At 66.6% G+C, this 17,557-nt stretch carries 17 protein-coding genes and 1 pseudogene; 9 read left to right on the plus strand and 9 right to left on the minus strand.

Annotated features, from left to right (window positions below; translation table 11 throughout):
• From EXR94_14500 to EXR94_14510, 3 genes are all read right to left on the minus strand, one after another.
• On the minus strand, positions 1-302 hold a 302-nt coding region (locus EXR94_14500), incomplete at its 3' end, for a hypothetical protein (GenBank protein MSR03926.1).
• Complete coding sequence (locus EXR94_14505; protein ID MSR03927.1) at positions 281-484, minus strand: hypothetical protein; 204 nt, start codon at positions 482-484, stop codon at positions 281-283. The genes EXR94_14500 and EXR94_14505, both read right to left, overlap by 22 nt.
• 6 nt (positions 485-490) lie before the next feature.
• Complete coding sequence (locus tag EXR94_14510; GenBank protein MSR03928.1) at positions 491-757, minus strand: hypothetical protein; 267 nt, start codon at positions 755-757, stop codon at positions 491-493.
• A gap of 182 nt (positions 758-939) precedes the next feature.
• On the opposite strand from EXR94_14510, the gene EXR94_14515 reads away from it, so the two are divergent.
• Positions 940-2,406, plus strand: coding sequence for a class C beta-lactamase-related serine hydrolase (locus EXR94_14515; protein ID MSR03929.1), 1,467 nt, complete (start codon positions 940-942; stop codon positions 2,404-2,406).
• 6 nt (positions 2,407-2,412) lie between these two features.
• Here EXR94_14515 and EXR94_14520 read toward each other — a convergent pair whose 3' ends face one another.
• Positions 2,413-2,655 carry a hypothetical protein gene (locus EXR94_14520; protein MSR03930.1) on the minus strand — a complete coding sequence of 81 codons (243 nt, stop codon included), beginning with the start codon at positions 2,653-2,655 and terminating at the stop codon, positions 2,413-2,415.
• A gap of 65 nt (positions 2,656-2,720) precedes the next feature.
• On the minus strand, positions 2,721-3,602 hold the full coding sequence (locus EXR94_14525; protein MSR03931.1) for a flap endonuclease: 882 nt from the start codon (positions 3,600-3,602) through the stop codon (positions 2,721-2,723).
• Between the two features lie 460 nt (positions 3,603-4,062).
• Here EXR94_14525 and EXR94_14530 point away from each other — a divergent pair, with 460 nt between their 5' ends.
• From EXR94_14530 to EXR94_14555, 6 genes are read left to right on the plus strand one after another with little or no spacing between them, the layout of a single operon-like run.
• Positions 4,063-4,257 (plus strand): hypothetical protein, encoded by a 195-nt coding sequence (locus EXR94_14530; protein MSR03932.1) that lies wholly within the window; start codon positions 4,063-4,065, stop codon positions 4,255-4,257.
• 13 nt (positions 4,258-4,270) lie between these two features.
• The gene (locus tag EXR94_14535) at positions 4,271-4,504 is read left to right on the plus strand and encodes a hypothetical protein (GenBank protein ID MSR03933.1); all 234 of its coding nucleotides are present in this window, start codon (positions 4,271-4,273) and stop codon (positions 4,502-4,504) included.
• A 48-nt stretch (positions 4,505-4,552) separates the two neighbouring features.
• Complete coding sequence (locus EXR94_14540) at positions 4,553-5,032, plus strand: hypothetical protein (GenBank protein MSR03934.1); 480 nt, start codon at positions 4,553-4,555, stop codon at positions 5,030-5,032.
• Between the two features lie 3 nt (positions 5,033-5,035).
• Positions 5,036-6,268: an MFS transporter gene (locus EXR94_14545; GenBank protein MSR03935.1), complete on the plus strand. Its 1,233-nt coding sequence runs from the start codon at positions 5,036-5,038 to the stop codon at positions 6,266-6,268.
• The gene (locus EXR94_14550) at positions 6,265-7,101 is read left to right on the plus strand and encodes a hypothetical protein (protein MSR03936.1); all 837 of its coding nucleotides are present in this window, start codon (positions 6,265-6,267) and stop codon (positions 7,099-7,101) included. The genes EXR94_14545 and EXR94_14550 overlap by 4 nt, the downstream gene beginning before the upstream one ends.
• A complete protein-coding gene (locus EXR94_14555; GenBank protein ID MSR03937.1) occupies positions 7,098-7,949 on the plus strand; it encodes an MBL fold metallo-hydrolase in 852 nt (283 codons plus the stop codon). Before EXR94_14550 ends, EXR94_14555 begins: the two co-directional genes overlap by 4 nt.
• A gap of 10 nt (positions 7,950-7,959) precedes the next feature.
• Here EXR94_14555 and EXR94_14560 read toward each other — a convergent pair whose 3' ends face one another.
• Positions 7,960-8,499: an FtsX-like permease family protein gene (locus tag EXR94_14560; protein MSR03938.1), complete on the minus strand. Its 540-nt coding sequence runs from the start codon at positions 8,497-8,499 to the stop codon at positions 7,960-7,962.
• Positions 8,500-8,775: 276 nt separating this feature from the next.
• Here EXR94_14560 and EXR94_14565 point away from each other — a divergent pair, with 276 nt between their 5' ends.
• On the plus strand, positions 8,776-10,332 hold the full coding sequence (locus EXR94_14565) for an amidase (GenBank protein MSR03939.1): 1,557 nt from the start codon (positions 8,776-8,778) through the stop codon (positions 10,330-10,332).
• Here EXR94_14565 and nagB read toward each other — a convergent pair.
• The 3 genes and pseudogenes from nagB to EXR94_14580 all read right to left on the minus strand — a co-directional run bounded on the left by nagB (position 10,329) and on the right by EXR94_14580 (position 16,828).
• Positions 10,329-12,155 (minus strand): glucosamine-6-phosphate deaminase, encoded by a 1,827-nt coding sequence (gene nagB / locus EXR94_14570; GenBank protein MSR03940.1) that lies wholly within the window; start codon positions 12,153-12,155, stop codon positions 10,329-10,331. The genes EXR94_14565 and nagB overlap by 4 nt on opposite strands.
• 30 nt (positions 12,156-12,185) lie before the next feature.
• Positions 12,186-13,613: pseudogene (malQ, locus tag EXR94_14575) on the minus strand (4-alpha-glucanotransferase).
• Positions 13,614-13,615: 2 nt separating this feature from the next.
• Positions 13,616-16,828, minus strand: coding sequence for a hypothetical protein (locus tag EXR94_14580; protein MSR03941.1), 3,213 nt, complete (start codon positions 16,826-16,828; stop codon positions 13,616-13,618).
• A gap of 59 nt (positions 16,829-16,887) precedes the next feature.
• On the opposite strand from EXR94_14580, the gene EXR94_14585 reads away from it, so the two are divergent.
• The gene (locus EXR94_14585) at positions 16,888-17,262 is read left to right on the plus strand and encodes a hypothetical protein (protein ID MSR03942.1); all 375 of its coding nucleotides are present in this window, start codon (positions 16,888-16,890) and stop codon (positions 17,260-17,262) included.
• The last annotated feature ends 295 nt before the right edge of the window (positions 17,263-17,557 follow it).

Genomic DNA, 17,557 nt, shown 5'->3' on the forward strand with positions numbered 1-17,557 from the left:
CGCCCCTCCATGCCTGGGAACGACCGAACGTAGACCTCGTCCTGTCCCGATTCGTCGGAGCCGTACGCCAGCCACCGGCCGGCGGGCGAAAGCGCAGGCGCTACTTCGTTGGCAGGCGTCGTGAGAAGGGGTTTTAGTTGCGAAAGGGAGTCGAGCGAAGCCATCCAGACGTCTCGGCTGCCGGGATCACCGACGGTGCGCACCAACATCGATCGGCCATTCGGGGTAAAGAGCACCTCCCACACTGCCATCTCGGGCAGGGCCAGCAAGGACTCCGCTTTCACGATGCCGAAGTCGGCCACCAAAGCGCGGCCATCCTGCAGATGATGTTTTCGGGTTTGATGTCGCGATGGATAACGCCGTGACGGTGGGCGTAGTCGAGCGCTCCCGCCACTTCGACGGCAAGCCGTACCGCCTCGCCGACCGGGAGCTGTTTGTCGCGCGTAAGCCGATCTCGCAGCGACTCACCCTCGACAAACGGCATCACGTACTACAACTGATGCTGATTCGCCCCCGAGTCGATCAGGCCAAGGATATGGGGGTGCTGCAGACTGGCGGTGGTCTTGATTTCCTGCAGGAATCGCTCGGCACCGATGACGGCCGCCGACTCGGGCCGGAGGACCTTCACGGCGACTTTGCGGTCGTGTTTGAGGTCCTCGGCCAAGTACACCGTAGCGATCCCACCGGTACCGAGTTCACGCTGGATCGTATAGCGATCAGCGAGCGCCGTCACGAGTCGGGCTTGGGGGTCGGTCATAGCAGGCTGGTTGAAGATCGGGCGACCCACCTCGGAATGCCAGGGGGCGAACGGGTTAGGCTCGGTCCGCGGAGGGGCGCCCGTGGCGGAATCGAAGAAACCCGCGTAAGGTTAGGATCAGATCCGCCATCCGATACCCTGGGGTGCCTGTGCCACCTGTGAACCGATGGGCCCTCGCCGGCCTGATCTTCGCTCTTTCCTGCGGGGCCGAGCCGAAGACGCCGCCCTCAACGAAGCCCGACCCCGCCGTCGCGATCAAAGCTCGCGGCGATTCGCTGGAACTCCAGGGCACCTGGACCGCCCCACCCGGCGACCGTCTGGCCCATTCCATCGCCGGGTTCGCCAAGACCCTCTGCTCGGCGGTCTTTATCACGGGCCTCGACCCGGCGGATGCCGCCGAATCGGTCGGGTACTTCACCGGCCCTTATGCCGACCGCAAGCAAGTCAAAGACACGCTGATCGATCGGGCGACGTCGACCGTCCGGCTGACGACGATCTCCGGCGTGACCCGAGTGGCCCGGAAGTACGGCAGTCAGGGCTGCGTTGCCCTGCCAATCGGTGCCGACTCCGTGTCGTTCACACCGTCGATCGTGACCTCGAGCCTCCCGCCGGCGGAACGAACGCCCTGGCCCATGGGTGATATCGTCACCCCCGCGCCCTGGCCCGCGGAGATTGACTCGGCTCGGTTTGCCGCGGCCATGGACACCGCATTCGGAGTGCCCGGCGCGATGACGTTAGGCTTGGTGGTAACCTACCGGGGCCGGATCATCGGCGAGCGATACGGAACCGGGATCGGCATCCACACCCCCCTCGAGAGCTGGTCGATGGGTAAAAGCCTGACCGGCACCCTGATGGCCACGCTGATCAACCGGGGCGCCTACGAACTGATGCAGCCCGCACCGATTCCCGAATGGCAGACCGCCGGCGACGTCCGCCAGACCATTCGGATCGCCGATTTGATGCGGATGTCCAGTGGTCTCCGGCTCCGGAGCCCGAACGATCCAGGGTTCGTGGATTCAGCCGGGTACCCCGACCATTTGTACCTCTACACCGGCACCATCAACAGCTTCCAATACGCGGCCGCCCGGCCCCAGCAATGGCAACCGAACACGGTTGGCCGGTATCGGAATACCGACCCGGTGCTGACCAACTACTTGATCCGGTTGGCGGTCGAAAAACTGGGAGAGAACTACCACGCCTTCCCGCGACGGGCGCTCTTCGACAAGATCGGGATCCGGGACGCGGTCATGGAGACCGATCCCTACGGCAACTTCCTGACCCAGGGCTATGAGTTTCTGTCGGCCCGCGACTGGGCCCGCCTGGCCAACCTGTACCTGCAAGATGGCGTCTGGAACGGTCAAAGATTACTACCGGCGGGCTACGTCGACCACGTCCGGACCCCGGCGCCGGCGTGGGTGGCCGACGGCAATCCCGTCTACGGCGGCGGCTTCTTCTGGGTCAACGGCGACGGCGGCTGGTCGCTCCCCAAAGAGGCCTATGCGATGCTCGGAGCCGGCGGCCAAAGCGCCACCATCATCCCGTCCCATCAGTTGGTGATCGTCCGGCTCGGGAAATTTCAAGGGGCCCGGGAAGCTGACCGGGCCCTCGACCGGGCATTCGCCCTCGTGATGGGATCCATCCGAAACTGACCCGGGCTATTCCTTGCTCTTGAGCTCCCGGTCGTGCTCGCGGAGAAAGGCCCGAATCTCGTCGGCCATGTCGAGCAGTTTGTCCCACTGCTCCTTGTAGAGCGTCACCGGGAAACGGCCCAGCCCATACAGCGAGAGCCCGCCCTTCTCGCTGACCTTGAGATAGACGGCCCGTTTGGATTTGTCCTTGAGCGAGGCGTTTTCCGCCCGGAGGCGCTCGAGTTCGGCTTTGAGATCTTCGTCGGACATCGGTGGACTTTCGTAGAAACGGTGCGATTGAGGAACCCGGCCCCGAAGATAAATACCCGGGCGTTCTAGTGCCCGGACGGCGGAGCAATCCGGCGGGCCCGGTCCCCCAACTGAGGCACGCCCAAGGCGGCCGCCACGGCCTCGAACTCGGGACGAGGCCCGGTCCACCGCAACTCGTCCACTGAATCGGAGGCCGGCGCGTCATCCCGGAGCGTTGCCAGGGTCCGGAACAGCAGCGCTTGGGGCCGGTCGGCCTCGAGGGCGGCGGAAAGTCTGGCCGCACCCCGCACCGACACGTCCCAGACCGCGGAGTCGGCCGGAATCGCCTCGAGGTGTTGATAGCGAGCCAGCACCGCCGACGCCGATTTCGCACCCCAGCCCCGAATGCCCGGGAACCCGTCGGCGGCATCGCCGACCAACGCGAGATAGTCGGGAATCGACCCGGGCCTGACCCCGAACTTCGCGACCACGCCCGCCTCATCCCGGATCTCCCGGTTCCGGCGATCGAACTGCACCACCCGGCTGCCGACGACGCACTGGCCGAGATCCTTGTCGGGGGTGCAAATCAGGACTTGTTCAACGCGCTCGTCGGCGGCCGCAATTCGGGCCCCCGCGGCCAGGCCGTCGTCGGCCTCGAACGCCTCCATGGCCCAGACCACCACGCCCATCGCCCGGAGGCCGGCCTCCAGCGGGTGGAACTGCCGGTAGAGATTCGGCTCGATGCCTTCCCCGGTTTTGTAGCCGGGCCAGAGCCCATTCCGGAACGACTCGACCACATGGTCGGTGGCCACCGCCACATGGGTGGCGCCGTCCTGCAACATGCCCAACATCGATCCCAGGACGCCGATGACGGCACCGACCTCGTTGCCATCCCGATCGGCCGAAGGAGGCAGGGCAAAGAAGTGGCGGTAGAGCTCGTAGGTGCCGTCGACCAAATGGACTCGCATTACGGGCTCGGCACTCGGCGCTCGGCATGACTGAACGCCGTCCCCTTGGTAAAGTGGGAGTCGTGCAGCAACGCCTGCCCTCGAAGCCCCCGCGGAAGTCGGTTCGACATGCCGGAACGTAATCGGCCCGAGCGCCGACCACGACGGGACGGCGGGCCCGGAACGCCGAGACCGAGAGCTGGGGCCGGTACGCCTGTCTAACGAAGCCTTCAGGCTTCTTCCATGACCCCTTGGCCCGGCCCCCCGGATACTTAAGGCGTTCTCTTCGACGCCGAGGTACCGATGACACTCCGATATACGATTCTCTTCGTCACCGACTTGGACCGGTCGCGGTGCTTGTATCACGAGCTGCTCGGAATCCCAATTCGGACTGAGGACGACAGCTCGATCGAGCTCGATACCGGCACCACAACCTTAAGCCCTGCACCGGGCCCATGTCGGGAAAGCGGCTCATCACTCGATGATGGCGGCCGGTTGCGCCCGGATCGGTTTCTACGTCGACGGATTGGACGCCACTCACCAACGTTTGATCGACGCGGGGGTTTCGTGCGTCACGCCCCCCGAGCGGCGGTTTGATCTCTGGGTGGCGTTGTACGAGGACCCGGACGGGATCTACTTCACGTTGGCCGAGGCAGCTCGATTCGCTGCCGTCTAGAAGGGAGCAGGCCATGGCGGGCGTCGTCAAGAAACTCAAAAACCGAGGGGTCAAAGCCGTTCGCGCCCTGTACCAGGAAGCAGAAACCCGGGTCCTCGTGGCCGAGGACCGGAAGTCGGTTCGACGGAAAACCAAAGTGGCGGTCGCGGTCACCACGAAGGCCGCAAAAACCGGGATGATCGCGGGTCTCGCCGCGGCAGCCGCGGTGGTGATCCACCAGGTCCGCAAGCGCCGAATCCCGGACTGAGGATCGGCTCCATTGGTGCCGGCGGGGGGCGCGAGTAGTTTCCCCGCCATGGCTCCCCTCTCGCCCTACCGATCGCTTCCAGCCGACCGCCGGCTGGCCTTGGTGACCCACGATATCGCCGCCCATCGCCAGTCCCGCGAGGGCTACATCCAACGGATCGTCTCGCGCGGCGGCGGCTTCCGCCGGGAAACCCTCCGAAAATGGACCCCGGCGCAGTTGGCCCGGGAAATCGTCCGGGCGAATCTCGAAACACCCCAAGACGAACTGGGACTGCTCCAGACGCTCTATGTCGAGCTTGAGCCGGTCATTCAGGTTGCCTTCCTCGAGTCCGCCAGCGTAGCCCACGAAGGCGCCAGCATTCCCGATGATCTCAAACCGCCCTATACGGACGCCGAGACCGTGAAATCCGCGGCACTGGCCCTCATCAAAGCCCATGGAGACGACGGCCGCCGCTATCTCCACACCATCGCGCTCTACAACGCCGAGGCGTGGCCCGGCATCGGTCAGGTGCTGGCCGACCTGAGCTAGCGGGTGCCCTTCCGCCGCCGAATCAAATGGACCCTGTTCGCCGCCCAATCGTTTGGGTCGGCCGGCTTCCTGGTGTCCGCGACGGTCACCCCGATCGTCGGCGCGGCACTCTCCGGTACTCCAAGTTGGGCCGGGGTTCCGGCGGCGTTCTACTGGACCGGCGGCGCCTGCTTTGCGTTTCTGTGGGGCCGGCTGATGGACCGGATCGGTCGGCGGCGGACCATTGCCACTGGGCTCAGCATCGGCATGATCGGGGCCGCCATCGCGTCGGCCTCCGTGGTGGCGGGAACCTTCGCGGGGTTCATCGGCGGCCTGGTCTTGATGGGCGCCGCCAACACGGCCGTTCAGCTAGCTCGGTTTGTGGCCGCGGAGGTCCACCCGCGCGCCGAACGGGGCCGGGCCATTGCCACCGTGGTAATGGGCGGAACCGTGGGCGGAATCCTCGGCCCCTTGCTGGTCACGCCGACGTCGCGAGTGGCCGAGTCGTTCGGGTTGCCCCGCCTGGCTGGGCCGTATGCTGCGAGTGTCGGGTTCTTCCTGGCGGGGTCCCTGATGGTCCTCGCGCTGCTCCGCCCCGAACCCAAGGAACTGGCTCTGGCGCTCAATGAGCCGGGACCGCTGCCCCGATCCGACGGGCAGGCCGCCCGGCCGGTCCGCGACATTCTTCGAGATCAAGGCGTCCAGGTCGCGGTCCTGTCGATGCTGCTGGCCCAGGGCGTCATGTCGACCCTCATGGTCATCAGCCCGCTCCACATGATCGGACACCAGCACCCCCTCGCCAACATCTCGGCCGTGATGTCGAGCCATGTCATCGGGATGTACGCCTTTTCCATGGTGACGGGCAAGATCGCCGACGCCTGGGGCCGGGGCCCGCTCATCGCGGTGGGCGCCACCATCCTGATCGCGGCCGGCTTGGGCGCCACCCAATCGGAGACGCTCGGACCGATGAGTCTGGTGCTCTTTCTGCTCGGCCTCGGGTGGAATTTTTGCTATGTGGGCGGCTCGACGCTCCTGTCCGACCGGCTGACTCAGACTGAACGGGCCCGGGTCCAGGGTCTCAACGATTCGCTGTTGACCGGCGCCTCGGCGTTAGGCAGCCTCCTTTCCGGCGTGGCCTTCGGACAGGTCGGCTATCCGTTCATCGGGGTAACGGTGGCCACGGTGGCCTTGATCCCGCTGGCCCTCGGGTGGAAGTTGGCCGTAGCACCCGACCCACTCAACCCGGCGTCCCGATGACCGACCTCCGACTGGCCTCGACGATCCTGTTAGTCCGCGACGCCGTCGCACCCGGCGCCGGGATCGAGGTGTTCATGGAAAAGCGGCACCTCCAGTCCGGCTTCGTCGGCGGTGCCTACGTCTTCCCCGGCGGCCGGGTCGATCCGGAAGATGCGATCGATCCGGCGCGGTGCGCCGGCCTCGATGACGCCACCGCCAACCGCCGACTCGGCCTCACAAGCGGAGGCTTGGCTCATTTCGTGGCCGCCGTCCGGGAGTGCTTCGAGGAGGCCGGCGTCCTACTGGCGTACGACCGAACCGGCGCCATGCTCGATTTCGGCGACCCCGCAGTCGAGGAGCACTTCAAACAGGTCCGCGATCAGCTCAACGCGAAGACCACTACCATTCGGCAAATCGCCGATCAGGACAACCTCCGCCTGGCCACCGATCGGGTTGCCTACTGGTCGCATTGGATCACCCCGATCGGCGAACCTCGCCGGTTCGACACCAGGTTCTTCGTAACCCGGGCGCCGGAGGGACAGATCGCGGCCCACGACGACTGGGAGTTGACGAGTTCTGCGTGGGTGACGCCGGCCACCGCGATCGAGCGGGCGCTCCGGCGCGAGTGGATGATCATCTTCCCGACCCTGGTGAATTTGAAGGCCCTGGCCCAGCATCCAACCGCCGATGCCGCCGTGGCTTGGGCGGCCGCTCAACCGGTGCCGCTCCCGGCTAACCAGCCCAAAGTCCATCGGGGTCGGGTGGTCCTACCGGGCGACGAGGGTTACGAGGTGGCCGAGGAAGACTTGTCCAAGGTCGACCGGAACGCGTTCGAACGAGCCTTCCTCCCATGACCGCGCCGATCGAATACCGATCGGTGGTCCGGCTCTCGCCGCTGGTCCAGCGGCTGACCCAGCACAACCCCGGGCTCTTTACCGGCCCCGGCACCAATACCCACTTGGTCGGGCGGTCGGCGCTCTATGTCCTCGACCCCGGTGAAGACCTCGGCGACGGGCACCTCGACCGAATCGTTCACGCCGTCGCCGGCCGGCCGGTCGCGGCGATCATTCCAAGTCACGGGCATCTCGATCATTGGCCGCTGGCCCCCCGCCTGTCCGCGGCGCTCGGGGCTCCGATCTGGTTTTTCGGAACCCACCCGGGCTTCCGAACCGACCGGTCGCTCGCCGATGGCGAGATTCTCGATGCGGGAGGAGTCCGGTTGGAAGTCCTCTACACGCCGGGCCATTGCAGCGACCACCTATGCTTCGTGATGCCGGAGGAACGGGCTGCGTTTCCCGGCGATCTGGTGATGGGTTGGTCGAGTTCGATCATCGCCCCGCCCGAAGGCAACCTGCCTGACTACCTCCGGTCCCTGGAGCGGCTGCGGGCGGTGCCTGGGCTCGAGGTGCTCTACCCGGCCCACGGCGAGGCGATTACCGCCCCGTACGAGCGGATCAACGCCCTCTACGCCCACCGGCAGGAGCGGACTCGCCAGACTCTGGAAGCGTTAGGCCGTGGGCCGAGCCGGATTGAAGGCCTGGTGGAGCAGGTCTACGCCGGGGTGGATCGGGCGCTCTATCCGGCGGCGGCCCAGTCGCTCCTGGCGCACCTGCTCGCGCTCGAGATGGCTGGCACCGTGGTCCGGTCAGCGCCGGCCACCGGCCAGGCTGACGACGATGTGGTGTGGTACCTGAACCCGTAAGCCGGCCGGCTTATTCGTGAGCGATGGCCGCGATCACCGGAAGGCTCACGGCCCGGCGGGCTGGAAAGGTCCCGAAGATCAGCCCCACGGCGGGCGAGGAGACAATCGCCATTAGCACCGTGCCTACCGATAGCACTGGATAGACCGGAACCTCGACGAAGAACCGGAATCCCGCCGTGACCGCCGCGGCCAAGACGAGGCCCAGCACCAGACCAATCCCGGTGCCCACCACCGCAATCGCCACCGACTCCGCCAAGAACTGCTGCTTGATGTCTCCCCCGCGGGCCCCAACCGCTTTCCGGATCCCGATATCGGCCGGCGCTTTGCATTCGGCCGGAGCCGTCGATTTGGCCCAGGCGGCGGCGGCGTCGGCCAGCAAACCGGCAGTGCGCTTAACTGGGGCCAAGTCGCCCGACTTCATCACGGGCTGATGGCTGAGATGGAGCAACGAGTGGAAGCCGTTCATCTCCCGCCACGGCGTCTCCATCATCGTCATCCCTTTGCCATGCCCCATATCCATCCCCTGGTGCTTGTCGGGCTGCTGGGCCACCAACGCCCCCCCCCACCATGGCGCTGATCACCACCAAGAACTGACGATTCATTTTAGTCGCCCCGCAGATGGACCCCACACCCTCACCGCTCGACAAGTAGTGGCCCCGGACATAACAGTCGGAAGGGTCCGTGAACCGGCCTTCATCGAGCCCCGGCCCGCCTTTCCCGGCGGCTCCAAGGGCACTTGGTCCGGAAGGGACAGCTCAGTAGGTTCTGACAACGATTTCCCGCCACTCAAGAGACCACCCCGATGCCCCCAGATCCGGCCAACCTAATGATCCGTCCGCTCCCGATGTTCCTCGGCTTGGTTCTGACCCTGATGGCGACTCCGGCGGCCACCGCGCAAACGACCCGGTTTCGGATCGAGGAGGCCACCATCGCCGGGGTCCATGCGGCCATCCGCGGTGGGCATCTCACCTGCCGCCGGCTGGTGTCGCACTATCTCGCCCGGATCGAGGCCTACGACAAGCAGGGACCGGCGATCAACTCGCTCATCCTGATCAATCCGGTGGCCCTCGCCGAAGCCGATTCCCTGGACCGGGTCATGGCCCGGCGCGGGCCGCGCGGGCCGCTCCACTGTGTGCCGATGATCGTCAAGGACAATTTCACCACCGCGGGCCTCCAAACGACCGCCGGGTCGCTCGCGCTCAAGGGGTTCGTGCCGGAGCACGATGCGTTTCAGGTTCGGCGGGTACGTGAAGCGGGCGCCATCGTCCTCGCGAAGAGCAACATGGACGAGTTCGCGTGGAGCCCCTACGAAACGGTCAGCTCGATCCTGCCCGGCTACACTAAGAACCCGTATGCGCTCGACCGGGTCACCGCCGGCTCGAGTGGCGGCACCGCGGCGGCCGTGGCCGCCAACCTCGGTCTTGTCGGGCTCGGCACCGACACCGGGAATTCGATTCGAGGGCCATCCTCGCATCAGTCTTTGGTGGGCATTCGCTCGACCATCGGACTCACCAGCCGGGCTGGGATCGTCCCACTGGGACTCAGGTACGACATCGCGGGCCCCATGGCCCGGACCGTGGCGGACGCGGTTCTGGTGTTCCAGGTCGTGGCCGGTGAAGATCCGGCCGATCCGGTGACCGGCGCGGTCCGGGACCACCCGATCCCGGATTACACCAAGTCCCTGGTCCGGGGTAGCCTCAAGGGCAGCCGGATCGGAGTGCTCCATCAGGCCTACGACACTCCGACGACGGACCCGGAGATCCGGGCGCTGTTCGCCCGGGCCCTCGCCGACCTCGCGGCGCAGGGCGCCACGATCGTTGACCCGGTGGCGGTGGAGGGATTCGACCGGCTGCCGAGCGACGACGACGGCTGCCTCGGTTTCAAGCCGGATCTCAACCGGTTCCTGGCAGACCAAGGCGATCGGGTTCCGGTCAAGACGTTGAAGGATATTCTCGCGAGCCGGAAGTTCCACCCCTCGATCGAAACCGCGATGCGGGCGGCGGAAGCCGATGATCGGATCCCAGCCACCGACCCGGGTTGCCGGAACGGCCTCGAGGCCCGGAAGCAACTCGGAGCGGCGGTGACGGCCTTGATGGAACGGGAGCGGCTCGACGCCTTGATCTACCCGACGTGGAGCAACCCGCCCCGGTTGATCGGTGACCTCAACACGCCGGCCGGCGACAACAACCAGGTCTTCTCCCCAGTCACCGGGTTTCCCGCCCTGACCGTCCCCATGGGCTCCACCCGAGGCGGCCGCCTGCCGGCCGGCCTCCAGTTCTTCGGGCGGGCCTGGAGCGAGGCCCGACTAATTGCGCTCGGATACGACTACGAGCAGGCGACCCGGCACCGCAAGGCGCCGGCGACCGTTCCTCCGCTTCGTTAGGCGGGCTCAACCACGTAGGCTTCCATCGCGAAGTACTCGGCCAAGCCCAGCCGGTCGAGCGACGCCGCCGTCTCCTTGTTGCGGGCCTCGACCCGCTGCCAGAACTCCCGTTCGTCGAGCCCGGGGAACGGCGCCGAATCCTTCTGCGACTGGTGCTTGAAGATCGCCTGGATCTTGAGACTCAATTCCTCCTGCGAGAGCGGCACCAGCCAAGTCGCCTCGGTCACCGACCACTCCTGCCAAGCGCCGCGGTACAGCCAGACCTCCGGCCGCCGGGCCACCCGGGCCAGGGCCAGGTCGATGGCCTCTTTGCACATTCGGTGGGTGCCGTGCGGATCGGAGAGGTCTCCGGCAACGAACACCAGGTCGGGTTCAGCTTCCTCGAGCAGGGCTTGAATGACCGCGACGTCGGCGGACCCCACTGGGTCTTTCCGGACCTTGCCGGTCCGGTAGAACGGCAAGTTGAGAAACCGGGCGGCCGACCGGGCCAGGCCTAACGTTTCGATTCCGCTCACCGCCTCGCTCTCCCGGATCATCCGTTTGAGGTCGAGCGCCTCGGGAATATCCATCTGCCCCGGTGACTTCGTCGCCAGAAACTCACCGACCCGGTCCGCCAAAGCCTTCGTGACCTCGGGAGCCACCCGGAACTCCCGGGCAAACCGGGCCAGAAAATCGAGGTACCGCCGGAGGTCGTGGTCGAACACGGCGATGTTGCCGCTGGTGAGATAAGCGACCGTGACCTCATTTTGGTTCAGGACCAGCTTGCGGAGCATCCCGCCCATCGAGATCACATCATCGTCGGGATGGGGCGAGAAGCAGATCACTTTCTGTTGTCGGGGCAACTTCGAGCGGCCCCTGATCTTGGCGCCGAGGGCGTTGAAGGCAAAGCCGTTCACGGCGCCGGGCGACCCGAACTTGGCGAGCAGTGACGAGAGCCAGTGCTCGACGTAGTCCCGCTGGGTCAGCTTGAGGATGCCGCGGCCGGCCTGCCCTGCCAGCCACACCACAGCCTCGAGCGCCAGCCGGTCGTTCCACTCGACCTCGTCGACCAGCCACGGCGTGGCGATCCGGGTGAGGCCGGCCGCAGCCGCCCGGTCGAGATAGAACGTGGTGGCTGGATGGCTCTGAAGGAAAGTGGCCGCCACCTCCGTGTCGACCGGCCCCTCGACCGCCCGCCGAACGATGCCGGCCTTGTGTTCGCCGGTCGCGAGAATCGCGATCTGGCGGGCCTCGAGAATCGTGGCGACTCCCATCGTCACCGCCTCACGGGGCACGAAGGCCTCCCCGAAGAAATCGGCGGCCGCGTCCCGGCGGGTCACGGTGTCGAGGGTCACCAGACGGGTCCGGCTCCGGGCGCCGGAGCCCGGTTCGTTGAAACCGATATGCCCGGTCTTCCCGATGCCGAGCAGTTGGAGGTCGATCCCGCCGGCGGCCCGGATCGCCGCCTCGTACCCGGCGCACTCGGCCTCGATATCGCCGCGCGGCACCCCGCCGGAGGGCAGATGGATGGTGGCCGGATCGATATCGACATGATCGAACAAGTGTTCCCGCATGAACCGCTGGTAGGAGTGGATGCTCGACGGGTCCATCGGGTAGTACTCGTCGAGATTGAACGTCACCACCCGAGCGAACGAGAGACCATCCTCACGGTGGAGCCGGATTAGCTCCCGATACACCCCGACCGGGGTCGACCCCGTGGCGAGCCCAAGCACGGCATGGCGGCCCTCGGCGTTCGCGGCGCGGATGGCGGCGGCGATGACCGCGGCGACTTGGCGGGCAATGGCTTCGTGATCATCGTGAACGAGCGTTCGAATCTTTTCCATGGACCGGACTCCTTGAGTCTCCCGGCTACCCTACCGTTCGTAAAGGTCCACCAACTCGCGGAGCCGGCGGCTGATGGCGGGCGTGAGTTGGTCCGACGAAAAGCGGAAGCCCCAGTTGCCGGACTGGCGGCCGGGCAGGTTCATCCGCGCCTCGCTCCCAAGCCCCAAGATGTCCTGCATCGGAATCAGCGTCTAGTGCATCTCGCGCCCATCGGTCGCGAGGTATCGCAAGGCGTGGTCTCGCTCCCGCGTAACGGCCTCGGCGCTCCGGGTGGAGTCCCCGGCCCCGGTCGAGTGCCACCAACCCAGAGTGGTGTCGTTATCGTGGGTGCCGGTGTACACCACGTGATTGTGAGGATAGGTGTGGGGCAGGAAGAGATTCGCCGGTCCGTCGGTGCCGAACGCGAATTGGAGAATACCCATCCCCGGGTAGCCGAATTGCTCCCGGAGCACCTCAACCGCGGGGGTGATGAGGCCGAGGTTCTCGGCCACGATGGGAAGCGGGCCGAGGGCTCGGGTGATCGCGGCAAACAGTTCGGCGCCGGGCCCCTCGATCCACCGACCGTTGGCCGCGGTCAGGTCGGTGGCCGGCACCTCCCAGTAGGACTCGAAACCCCGAAAGTGATCGACCCGGACCAGGTCGAAGAGCTCGAACGCGGACCGCATCCGGCGAATCCACCAGTCGTAGCCCCCCGCCCGCATCGCCGGCCAGTCATAGATGGGATTCCCCCAGAGCTGGCCGGTGGCGCTGAAGTAATCCGGAGGCACACCGGCCTGGACCAGGGGACGTCCTCGATCGTCGAGCTGGAAGAGCGTCGCATTGGACCAAACGTCGGCCGAGTCGTGGGCGAGGTAGATCGGAACGTCGCCCATGAGCTGGATCCCCCGGTCCCCGCAGGCCCGCTTCAGCGCGCCGAACTGGGCGAAGAACAACCACTGCTCCCGCCGGTAGTGCTCCACCGAGTCGGCGAGCCGGGTCCGCCAGCGGTCGAGCGCGACTGGATCGCGGCGGGCCACCCCGGCGTCCCAATCGGTCCACGCCACGCCACCGTGTTCGTGTTTGAGTGCCATGAACAGCGCGTAGTCCTCGAGCCACCATCCCTGTTCGGCGACGAAGGCCCGATAAGAATCGTCGAGGACGAGAGCCTCGGTTGCCTGGCGAAGCGTGGCTTGCTTGTGGGCGATGACCGACGGGAAGTCCACCACATCCACCGGAAACTCGCCGGCCCCGGCCGGGACGTGAATCAGCAGCGGATTGCCGGCAAAAGCCGAGAAGCACTGATAGGGCGAGTTTCCGTAGCCGGTGGGCCCGAGCGGCAGCATCTGCCAGATCGTGAGCCCCGACTCCGTCAGGAAGTCGAGGAACCGGTGCGCCCCTGGGCCGAGGTCCCCGACCCCGTTCGGGCCGGGGAGCGACGTGGGGTGGAGCAGAATGCCGGCGGCGCGGGGGAATTCCATCATCACGCCCGGGGTCGCTCCCCGCCGCACCCACCACGGGTCGGGGTCCAAGCCGTCGCCGGGACCGGAAGCGCCGCGATTCCCGCTCGGGCCAGCGCGGCATTGAATGCCGCCGCCGCCCCAGCCACCCGGCCCCAGGCCGCGGCCACGGTCCGAAGGTCCCGGCAGGTTCCTTCGAAGGCCGCCGCCATGGCCGGCGTCGGCGCCAGGTCGGCATTCTCTTGGGCCATCAGTTGATTAACCAACTTTCCGCTCACGCTCCGAAAGCTGGGGGTCGGACCGGCCACCTCCGTCCCGGTGAGCCCATCGAGCATCTCTGTCAGGGTCGCAGCGGCCGTTGCCACCTCGGCCGGGGGGTTGGTGCCAGCGGCTTTGGGAAGCGCCGTTCGCAGGGCGGTGGCCTGAAGGTGACCGTCCCACACGGCGTTGATGGCCGTGTGGAGATTGGTCAGAAGACGGTGCTGGGCGGTGAGCGCCGCCGCAGTGGCGTTCGATCGCGGATCGTTCCGGACCGTGAGTCGTTGGATGTAGGAGTTCCCGTCCACGTTGAGCCTAACGGTGTAGACTCCCGGCAACGCCAGCGGCCCCTCAGGAGATGCCGGCGTCAAACCAAGGTTGGCGTTGATCTCGAAGCTATGGCTGAACGCCTTCGGCGCGTCATACCGAAGATCCCAGGTGGCCCGGTTGCTGCCGGCATTGGCCGGAAGGCCGGCCGGCGTCGCCAGCCAGTAGTTCGGATGGGGCGGCCGCGCCGCCTCCGTCACCGGTGCCTCAGCGACGCTCGACATCCGACGGATGACCCGGCCGGTGGCGTCCTGAATCTCAATCGTGATCTCACCAACCGGCTTGGTGGCCAGGTAGTAATCGAGGATCGCGCCGTTGGGCGGATTCAGCCCATGGGGGATTTCGGGCGGGAGCGGGGTCGCCGAGCCGACGTTCCGTCGAACCCGGGTGGCCAAGCCCGGCGCAAAGAGGTGGACGGGTCGATTTGCGATCTCCGGCGTGATTTGCCGGAGCGCCGAGAAGTCGTCGAGGATCCAGATGCCCCGGCCATAGGTGGCGACGACGAGATCGTTGCCCTTGATGGTGATATCGCGGTACGAAGTGACGGGGAGATTGAGGGCCAGCGAATGCCAGTGGTCGCCGTCATCGAACGAGACGTGGACGCCGCTTTCCGTCCCGACGAACAGCAGGCCCGGCTGCTTCGGATCGGCCCGAATCACCCGGGTCAGGCTCCCACTCGGCTCATCGGCCGGGAGTCCGGCAATGATCTTCGTCCAGGTCTTGCCGTAGTCGCGGGTTCGGTAGACATGAGGGGTGTGATCGCCCAGCCGGATGTACTCGAGCGCGGCGTAGGCGGTGCCCGGCTGGTGGGGCGATGCCTCGAGCCCCGAAATGTTGGCCCGCCGGGGATCCGTCAGGCCGGGGATGCTCACGTCGGTCCAGGTCCGGCCCCCGTCGCGCGTCAGGTGGATCAAACCGTTGCTGGTGGATGCCCAGATCGTGCCCCGCCCCACCGGTGAGGCCGCGAGCGCCTCGATCGCGCCCCGCCCGTTCGGCGTGGTGGCGGCCGTCGCAGAGTCGAGGCCCTTGGGGATGCCGAGGTCCGGGCTGATCTTCGTCCAATGGGCGCCCCCGTCAGTCGTGGACACCAGATAGTTGAGTCCGGCAATCAATTGGCGCGGATTCCAGGGCGCCCAGAGCATCGGCTGGGAATTGCTGAGGCGGACCGTGGCCCCGGGGTCGACGGCGGGGCTCACGTTAATCCACTGTTCGCTCGGATAGGAGATTTTGACGATCCCATTCCCGCTGGCGAACACCGTGTTGTCGTCGAGCGGATCAGGCAGCACCGTGCCCCACTCCCAGCCGTTCACCGAATTCCAGTCGAACATGGTGACGGCGCCGTAGTTGCCCCGGCTCCGGGTCCGGATCGCGCTCGCGTCCTGTTGAGTGGCGTAAATCCAATACGGATATGAGTTGTCAGTGGCGACATGATAGAGCTGTTCGGTGGACTGGTTGTACCAGGAGCTCCACGTGGCACCACCGTCGAGCGAGACGGTGGCGCCCTGGTCGAGCCCCATCAGCATCCGGCGGCCGTCGGTGGGGTCGATCCAGAGTTGCTGGGGATCGTCACCTCCGGGAGCGCCCTTGAAGCCGGTGAAGGTCCGGCCGCCGTCGTTCGAGACGTAGCTCGAGGTGGCCAGCGTGTACACCAGGTCGGGGTTCTTCGGATCGACATACACGCCGCAGTCATACCCGCTTTGGCCGTTCCGGATCCGCTGATCGTCAGCGGCCATCTGGCGCCAAGTCGTCCCGCCGTCATCCGACCGATAGAGCCCGGAGTTGCCGATCAGGAACACTCGCTCGGCTTTGGTATTCATCGCCACCGCGATCGAGGTCCGGCCTTCGAGCCGGGGCAAACCACCGCCGGAGAGTTCGCGCCAGGTCACACCCCCATCGACCGATTTGAACACCGCGGTGCCGGTCCGTCCGGTGTCCGGTTGCGGCCGTGGCGCGAGGCCGAACTGCCAGGACCGGAGTTTTTCGATCGGATACCCCGGCGGCACGAAATGCTTCACCGTGGTCGCAAAGACCACGTCCGGCACGTCGGCGGCACGGGCGAGTTTCTGGGCTCCGGTCTCCTGGTCGACGAAGAGGGTCCGGACCCAATGCGCCCCGCCGTCGGTGCTCCGGAACACGCCGCGCTGGTCCGTCCGGCGGATGGGGTCGCCCTGGGCCGCGAGCAGCACCACCTCGGACGAGCGCGGATCCACCAGGATCGACGGGATGTGCTTGGTGGCCTCGAGCCCCAGGTGCCGCCAGGTCGTCCCAGCATCGGTAGACCGGTAGACCCCGTCGCCCTGGTCGAGGGTGGTGGCCGTGATCATGTCGCCGGTGCCGACGTAGATCACGTCGGGATTCGACGGTGCCACCTCGACCGCGCCGATCGACGACACCGACCGGATCGCATCGAAGACCGGAAACCAGGTCGCGCCCGCGCTGGTGGTCTTCCACACTCCGCCGGCCGGGAAGCCGGCATAGAAGACGCCGGGTTGCCCGATCGCGCCCGACACCGCGGACACCCGGCCGCCTCGGAACGGTCCGACATTTCGCCAAACGAGGCCCGCGTAGAGCCGGGGATCGGCTGGGGGACGAGGCGCTGGGCCGTGAGGCGCAATGCCGACGATCGCGGCGAAGGCGATGAATGCGAACATGGTTGGGGCGGTCCTTTCGTTCGGAGCGCCGAGCGGGGCGAGGCTGATCTGCCGCTCGGATTTCCTCGAAGATATCAGCGGGGCCCGGCCGGCCGCTCGATCCGCACCGTCACCGAACTCTGGGCCGGAACGGTGATCCGCGCCGGTGCCAGCGAACGCCGCTCCGCTCGCCGAGCCGGGCCGCGATCCTGACCGGGCAGTACGTCCACACCAACGGGATCATCGACAACACCGCCCGAGACTCGGCCAGCCACTTGCTCCCGACGTTCGCGCGGCCGCTGTCGGGGGCCGGCTACCAAACCGGGTTCTTCGGCAAGTGGCATATGGGGAACGACGACAGCCCCCGGCCCGGGTTCACCCGTTGGGTGGCGATGAAAGGCCAGGGCGAGGCGACGGACCCTAAGTTCAACGTCGCCGGCACCCCGATCGAGTAGAAGGGATACGTCACCGACCTCCTCACCGAGCGCTGCACCTATATCCACTACCTCGAACTGCCGGGAATGGACGAACTGTACGACCTCGAGACAGACCCGTTCGAGATCGGCAACCTGAATCGGATCGGAGAACGGCCGGACCGTCCTGCCCTCCGTGACGGCAGAGCTGGCCCGCCTGCACCAGGCCACCGGGTATCGAGAGGTACCGGTATCATCCAGCCGCCCGTAGGGACCCCGGCGGAATCCGAGAGTCAAACTCCTTAAAGCTGATCAGTCGCCCGGCGGCCTCGTCCCA

The organism is Gemmatimonadota bacterium, assembly GCA_009692115.1.
Classification (GTDB): Bacteria; Gemmatimonadota; Gemmatimonadetes; order Gemmatimonadales; family GWC2-71-9; genus SHZU01.

Bases quoted from the DNA above. Each gene is read 5' to 3' on its own strand.
- EXR94_14505 (MSR03927.1), bottom strand. From the start codon at position 484: ATGCCGTTTGTCGAGGGTGAGTCGCTGCGAGATCGGCTTACGCGCGAC.
- EXR94_14510 (MSR03928.1), bottom strand. From the start codon at position 757: ATGACCGACCCCCAAGCCCGACTCGTGACGGCGCTCGCTGATCGCTAT.
- EXR94_14520 (MSR03930.1), bottom strand. From the start codon at position 2,655: ATGTCCGACGAAGATCTCAAAGCCGAACTCGAGCGCCTCCGGGCGGAA.
- EXR94_14525 (MSR03931.1), bottom strand. From the start codon at position 3,602: ATGCGAGTCCATTTGGTCGACGGCACCTACGAGCTCTACCGCCACTTC.
- EXR94_14530 (MSR03932.1), top strand. From the start codon at position 4,063: ATGATGGCGGCCGGTTGCGCCCGGATCGGTTTCTACGTCGACGGATTG.
- EXR94_14535 (MSR03933.1), top strand. From the start codon at position 4,271: ATGGCGGGCGTCGTCAAGAAACTCAAAAACCGAGGGGTCAAAGCCGTT.
- EXR94_14540 (MSR03934.1), top strand. From the start codon at position 4,553: ATGGCTCCCCTCTCGCCCTACCGATCGCTTCCAGCCGACCGCCGGCTG.
- EXR94_14550 (MSR03936.1), top strand. From the start codon at position 6,265: ATGACCGACCTCCGACTGGCCTCGACGATCCTGTTAGTCCGCGACGCC.
- EXR94_14555 (MSR03937.1), top strand. From the start codon at position 7,098: ATGACCGCGCCGATCGAATACCGATCGGTGGTCCGGCTCTCGCCGCTG.
- EXR94_14565 (MSR03939.1), top strand. From the start codon at position 8,776: ATGATCCGTCCGCTCCCGATGTTCCTCGGCTTGGTTCTGACCCTGATG.
- nagB (MSR03940.1), bottom strand. From the start codon at position 12,155: ATGGAAAAGATTCGAACGCTCGTTCACGATGATCACGAAGCCATTGCC.
- EXR94_14580 (MSR03941.1), bottom strand. From the start codon at position 16,828: ATGTTCGCATTCATCGCCTTCGCCGCGATCGTCGGCATTGCGCCTCAC.